Consider the following 6839-nt stretch of genomic DNA (forward strand, 5'->3'; position numbering starts at 1 on the left):
GTACTTGGTACACTATATCAATAAGCCCTTACGGTCTTTCCCTCCATAAAATTAACAAATGCCCTATTAACGACCCGCATCCCGCCAGCAGTGGGGTAATCTCCGGTAAAATACCAATCACCAAGGTGCTCTGGAATACATTTATGCAGGTTTTCAACAGTTTGATAGATCACCTTCACTTCTGCTTTGATTTCAGGAGTGGTGATAATCTCAGCAATCTTATCTGAAATTTCCTGATCTGTAAAAGGGGCATACAATTCTTTGACATAATTATCCGTAAGGATCTGCCTGCTGGTACACTTTTCATAGATTTCTTCCAAAAGATAGGACATCCCTTTTTCTTTCAACAACTCCAAGGTGGCTCTAAAGGCAATGAATTCCCTCATTTTGGACATGTCTATTCCATAGCAATCCGGAAAGCGAATCTGAGGTGCAGAAGAAACAATCACTATACGCTTGGGATTCAATTTATCCAGAGTCGTTAGAATACTTTTTTCCAACGTGGTTCCTCTAACAATACTGTCATCAATAACCACCAAGGTATCTATATCCGATCTTACGACTTCATAGGTAGTATCATAGACATTGGCAACCATTGCATCCCTATCAGAATCATTGGTAATAAAAGTCCTTAATTTGACATCCTTGCTGACCAATTTTTCTACTCTAGGTCTAAAACTCAAGAGGTTTTCCAGATCTTCCAAATGAGGTTTCCCTTCCAGCAACACTTCTTTTCTTTTGGCTGCCAAATAATCTTCCAGGCCTTCAATCATACCCAAAAAGGCAGTTTCCGCCGTATTGGGTATATAAGAAAATACAGTGTTTTTCAAGTCAAAATCAATTGCTTGAAGGATTTGTGGCAACAAAGCCCTGCCAAGCATTTTGCGCTCTCTGTAAATACCCGGATCAGTACCTCTGGAAAAATATATCCTTTCGAAACTGCAGGATTTTTTTTCCCTTGCAGGCAGAATCTCGTGCTCCGCATAAGAACCATCCTTATTGATGACCAAAGCATGGCCTGGTTGTATTTCCTTTATTTCCTGATAATCTATATTGAAAGCTGATTTTATAGCCGGCTTTTCAGAAGCCACTACTACAATTTCCTCATCAGCATAATAATATGCCGGACGTATACCGGAAGGATCTCTAACCACAAAACTTGAACCATTTCCTATCAAACCAGCCATGGTATATCCCCCATCAAAATCCCTACAGGATCTTCTCAGTATTCTGGCTACATCCAACTCTTCTTCAATCACAGCAGTTATCTGCTCATTAGAATACTCATGCTTGTATTTGTCAAAAATCCGCTGGTTTTCTTCATCTAAAAAATGACCCACTTTTTCCATTACGGTAACGGTGTCGGTCTTTTCTTTAGGGTGCTGTCCCAATTCTACCAATCTGCCAAAAAGTTCTTCCACGTTGGTCATATTGAAATTCCCGGCCATAACAAGATTTCTACTTCTCCAATTGTTTTGCTTCAGAAATGGATGGCAAGTCTCGATACTGTTTTCTCCATGCGTACCATATCGTAGATGTCCAAGCCAGACTTCACCCGAAAAAGCAATATTTTCTTTAAGCCAGGCGGCATTTAGAACACCTTTTTCTCCACCTTGTTTTTTGGCTTTTTTGAACTTCTTCTGAATTTTGTCAAAAATAAAATTGACAGCTTGAGGTTCAATAGAACGGTACCTGCTGATATATCTGGTTCCTGGTTTGGTATTGATCTTAATATTGGCCAGTCCTGCACCATCCTGACCTCTATTGATCTGCTTTTGCATGAGAACATAAAGCCTATTGGGAATATAAAGTGGGGAGCCATATTTGTCAATGTAGTATTGAGGATCTTTTCGAAGCCTTAGCATCGCAATACCACATTCATGTTTGATCTGTTCACTCATGAGATTTGGGCTGATATAAACTGATCTTGCAAAGTTAGCTCTTTTTTAGAAGTTTATGGAAGTATATGAAATTTGGTTAACATTTAATTTCAAACCCTATCAAAGCTCCAAAGAGCGGCATGGCAATTTAGCTTAAAACTGCAGTATTTGTTTGAACCCCATGCTCCTCCCTACATTTAGAAATTGATCAAACTGTCCTGAAATCAAGGAAAGGCATCCATTCCTCGGCATGACGCTCTGCATATTCGGCAATAAAAAATGCCAAAGTGGGCCTGAATGGTTCATTCATTAACTTTAGACCAGCTTGCTCAGGAGTTTTATCCCCTTTGTAAACATTACATCGGTTACAGGCCGTTATCAGATTGGTCCAATTGGTCTTTCCTCCTTTTGATTTGGGAATAATATGATCTATAGTGAGATTTTTGACAGCACCACAATACTGACATTGCTGACCATCTCTTCTAAAAATATTGGCTCTGTTTAAAATTACCCCTTTGTAGGGTATATTTTTATATTCATTGAGCCGTATGACTGCAGGATATCGGAACTCTCTACTGACAGTCCTTACGATTAAGGTCTCATAATAACTGAGACAATTGACTTTTTCTAAAATGGACAAAACAAGTGCTTTCTGAACCGTTACTATTGCAATCGGAGAGTGGTCAAGGTTTAAAACTAAAACACGTTTATCCATAATCCACTAATTTAAATGTTTGATTTGAAAAACCTGTTGTTCTATTGATTTGTTTTTAAAATTGCATCCTATCCAGCTCTCTTTTTATATCTTTAGTCTTAATATCCTGTCTTTTATCATGTAGTTTTTTACCTCTACCCAAAGCAATTTCCACCTTGGCCAATCCTTTATCATTGATAAAAATCCGAACCGGAATAATAGAAAGTCCTTTTTCTTCAAACTTTGACTCCAATTTATCCAGCTCCTTCTTACTCAAAAGCAATTTTCTTTCCCTGACTGCATCGTGATTGTAATTGGCCGCCATGGAATATGGAGCGATATGCATTTGTTTGATAAATAATTCTCCCTTTTTGAAGTAACAATATGCCTCCGTCAGGGAAACCTTACCTTCTCTAATAGATTTGATCTCAGTACCTTTTAATACAATACCTGCTACAAAAGTATCAATGAATTCAAATTCGAAACTTGCTTTCTTGTTTCTTATATTGATGATTTTTTCAAATTTCTTCTTATCGTTCCCCATTGATTTTTGCTCAATTCAATTTTTCTATACCTTAATGAACACGTGAAATTTTTTTTTTTTTTTTTTTTTTTCCTTCCGAAATTACTTGGTACATTCCGAAACTCCAATCTCCCACTTCCCTAAAGCTTCATTCTGGCTTCAGGTACCACATCCAATCCACAAAACTCCCCCTTTAGGAATTTGAAATGTCCTGCCATAGCAATCATGGCCGCATTATCAGTACAAAACTCAAATTTGGGGACATAGGTTCTCCAATTGGATTGCTTTGCTGTTTGTTCCAGGGCTTCTCTTAAGCCAGAGTTTGCGGAAACTCCTCCGGCGATAGCGATTTCCTGAATACCATGGATTTCTGCTGCTTTCTTAAGTTTTTGCATCAGGGTTTTTACCAAGGTATACTGAACAGAAGCGCATATATCCGAAAGGTTTTCGGCTATAAAATCAGGATTTTGTTTGATCCTATCCCTTAAAAAATACAAAACTGCAGTTTTGATCCCGGAAAAAGAAAAATCTAAAGCATGAATATCAGATATGGGAAATTCAAAAGCATTGGGATTTCCTTTTTGGGCATATTTATCAATCAGCGGTCCACCGGGATAAGGTAAACCCAGCAATTTAGCCGTCTTATCAAAAGCCTCCCCTACTGCATCATCTGTTGTTTCTCCAATAATTTCCATATCCAAGTAATCCTTCACTAAAACCAGCTGTGTATGTCCTCCGCTAACAGTCAGACAAATAAATGGAAATTTGGGATGTGGTTCTTCAATAAAATGTGCCAAAATATGGGCTTGCATATGGTTCACTTCAATTAAGGGAATTCCCAAAGTGTATGCAAATGACTTGGCAAAGGACACCCCCACCATCAAGGAACCCATCAAGCCTGGGCCTTTGGTGAAGGCGACAGCAGACAATTCGCGCTTAGAAACACCAGAGCCTTTAAGTGCTGAATCAACTACAGGGATCAAATGCTGTTGATGCGCGCGTGAAGCCAGCTCAGGAACTACGCCACCATATTTTTCGTGTACTGATTGCGTGGCGATTATATTATTAAGTATTTTGCCATCAGAAATTACCGATGCTGACGTTTCATCACAGGATGACTCTATTGCCAGTATATTGATCTTCATTACGCTTACCCCTTGGAAAAGAACCCGAAAGTTACGGAAAATTTACTGAAAGCCTTGAGGCTGAGCCTAAGGTTATTCCTTTTCCTGCTTATCAGCATCGTATTGTTGGCTACCTTATTGCAAATACCGGTTATACAGACCAAAGTAATTGCTTGGGCTACAACCTACATTTCCAACAATACGGGGTACAGTACTGGTATTTCCAAGGTAAGGATCAGGTGGTGGGATGCCATTTCCCTGAATGATGTAATCATTTATGACCATCAGGACAGCTTGATGATTGACCTTGACGAGGTCTACATTGACTTTTCTTTACAGGGTATTTTTGACAGATCCAATCCCTCACTCGATCAAATCAAAATGCAAGGGGGGAATGTTAGGCTGATTTCTCATGATGACGAATTCCAAATGAACATCTCAGAATTCTTCAGACGCTTAAATGATTTGCTTCCTGGCAAAAAAGACCCTAACAAACCTGCTGGAAAATTCCGCGTTGATAATATATTTTTTGACGAAACATCTTTGGACATCTTAAATTATGCTTCAAGCCCAGTTGTGGGTGGCTTTGATTACAATAACCTCAAATTCAGGGATCTCATTGCAGATGCAGATAATTTTTTGACAGAGGGCCCTCAAATAAGTATGAAGTTGAACTACATGCGGGGAATAGAATCTACATCTGGAATGGTTTTCCAACAACTCAAAACCGATTTCACCTACACACCTAATTTCATAGAGTTCAATAATCTTTTTGTAAGGTCCAACCGGACTGAAATCAAAGATTACCTAAGGTTTGATTTTGATTCCACCAAATCCCTTTCAAATTTTACCGAAGAAGTTCGGATTACAGCAAATTTGGATGAATCTGCATTGGACATTCAGGACCTGAAGTTTTTTACGGATGCACTCCCTGATATTCAAGACAGGGTATTTCTCAGCGGTGAAATAAAAGGAACAGTTTCCAGCCTAAGCTCAGAGCAATTGCTGATAAGATTCGGTTTAAGAAGTGCCCTTTTCGGAAAATTCAAAATTGATGGTCTGCCCAATCTTGAAAAAACTTTTTTTGAAATGTCTCTGATGAATTCCATTCTGAACAGTACGGATCTATCGCCTTATGTGACTAAAGAAGCCCAATTTGAAATCAATAAATTCAGAGATATCCGCTTCGATACGGATTTTTCAGGTTATCTCCACTTTTTTACAGCTAATGGGAATTTCAGGACAGGTATAGGCAATATGATCGGCAGATTCAGTTATAGATCGGATGCCGGTGAACCTACTTATTCGGGAAGGGTAGAATTAAAAGACTTGGATATAGGTATTCTTTTGGAAGACCGGCAGAAATTTCAAAAAGTCAATTTAACGGGAAACATTAAAGGCACAGGATTTAACGTTTCCAGTGCTTTGCTTGAAATAGATGCGGACATAAAGAATGCCGGAGTAAACGGATACAACTACAAAAACATCAAAACTGACGCCACATATGGCCGGGATTTATTCAGTGGTAATCTGCAGGTCAATGATCCCAACCTTAAAGGGGAAGCAAAAGGTATCCTTGACCTTAGGGATGGAAAAGATTCCATCCGCTTAAACATTCAGCTTGATACTGCTTTCTTGCAATCGCTAGGGTTTATAGAAAAGGATGCTTTTGTCAGTGGGAAAATTGATATGGACACAAAAGGAATTACCTTAGATGATATTGAAGGGATAGCAAGATTCAGCGATATCACCCTGAGCTATGAAGGTAGAAATCTTTTTATAGACAACTTTTTTTTCCAATCCCTTTTTACAGATGATTCCAGGGTAATTTCCCTTAATTCTGATCTTTTGGTGGCAGGGATATCCGGAACTTTTGAAGTGGAACAACTTCTCCAGGATGTGGAAAGGCTTGGAAGGGACTATTGGGCAATCCTGACCAATGATGAAAAATTCCAACCGGATATAAAAGCGGGCATTACTGACCCTTATAATATTGATATCAATATGAATTTCATTGATATCAACCCGATCATTAACCTTTTTGAACCAAGGGCCTCCATATCAAAAAATATCTTGATTGAGGGGGCATTTTACCAAACTCCTGACAATACCATCCTCAATTTTTTTTCCAGTATAGATTCGATTTATTACAACGGTAACTTTCTTTTTGACACCAATCTGGACTTCAACACATCAAAAATGGCATCAGGAGATGATGTGCTGGCCTCTTTTTACATCTACTCCAAAAAACAAGTCCTCAATTCAGGCCTGAGCTTTAATAACCTGATGATGGAGGCCATTTGGGACCAAACCAAAATCGACTTCAGGTATGAACAGGACCAGTTGGAAACGGGTAGCTACGTAAGTGTTAAAAATGAAGTAACGGTCTATCCGGACCATACCACCATAATATTTGAGCCATCTGAATTAAAAATCCTGGAAAAAATCTGGCGTTTTGACCCGGACAATCAAATCTATATCACAGGAAAAAATATACTTTTTGACAATATCAAACTGTACAATGAAAACCAGTTCATTTCTGTAAACGGGAATATTTCGGATAATATCGATGAAATTTTGGCTTTGGAAATTCATGAATTGAATCTTGATTTTTTCAA

Annotated in this window: 4 protein-coding genes and 1 pseudogene; 1 reads left to right on the forward strand and 4 read right to left on the reverse strand. The window is 38.6% G+C overall.

The window, feature by feature from the left end:
• Positions 1 to 17: 17 nt before the first annotated feature.
• The 4 genes from QZT73_RS14880 to tsaD all read right to left on the reverse strand — a co-directional run bounded on the left by QZT73_RS14880 (position 18) and on the right by tsaD (position 4242).
• Positions 18 to 1901 (reverse strand): amidophosphoribosyltransferase, encoded by a 1884-nt coding sequence (locus QZT73_RS14880; RefSeq protein WP_291784879.1) that lies wholly within the window; start codon positions 1899 to 1901, stop codon positions 18 to 20.
• A gap of 187 nt (positions 1902 to 2088) precedes the next feature.
• Positions 2089 to 2595, reverse strand: coding sequence for an HNH endonuclease (locus tag QZT73_RS14885; RefSeq protein ID WP_291784876.1), 507 nt, complete (start codon positions 2593 to 2595; stop codon positions 2089 to 2091).
• Positions 2596 to 2650: 55 nt separating this feature from the next.
• A complete protein-coding gene (gene smpB, locus QZT73_RS14890) occupies positions 2651 to 3118 on the reverse strand; it encodes an SsrA-binding protein SmpB (RefSeq protein ID WP_291784874.1) in 468 nt (155 codons plus the stop codon).
• 119 nt (positions 3119 to 3237) lie between these two features.
• A complete protein-coding gene (gene tsaD / locus QZT73_RS14895) occupies positions 3238 to 4242 on the reverse strand; it encodes a tRNA (adenosine(37)-N6)-threonylcarbamoyltransferase complex transferase subunit TsaD (RefSeq protein WP_291788987.1) in 1005 nt (334 codons plus the stop codon).
• Positions 4243 to 4254: 12 nt separating this feature from the next.
• On the opposite strand from tsaD, the pseudogene QZT73_RS14900 reads away from it, so the two are divergent.
• Positions 4255 to 6839: pseudogene (locus QZT73_RS14900) on the forward strand (translocation/assembly module TamB); the annotation flags it as partial.

Source organism: Cecembia sp., from assembly GCF_007126775.1.
In the GTDB taxonomy this organism is placed as follows: Bacteria; Bacteroidota; Bacteroidia; order Cytophagales; family Cyclobacteriaceae; genus Cecembia.

Excerpts from the sequence above, each read along its gene's own strand:
- smpB (WP_291784874.1), bottom strand. The coding sequence starts at position 3,118 with ATGGGGAACGATAAGAAGAAATTTGAAAAAATCATCAATATAAGAAAC.
- QZT73_RS14885 (WP_291784876.1), bottom strand. The coding sequence starts at position 2,595 with ATGGATAAACGTGTTTTAGTTTTAAACCTTGACCACTCTCCGATTGCA.
- QZT73_RS14880 (WP_291784879.1), bottom strand. The coding sequence starts at position 1,901 with ATGAGTGAACAGATCAAACATGAATGTGGTATTGCGATGCTAAGGCTT.
- tsaD (WP_291788987.1), bottom strand. The coding sequence starts at position 4,242 with ATGAAGATCAATATACTGGCAATAGAGTCATCCTGTGATGAAACGTCA.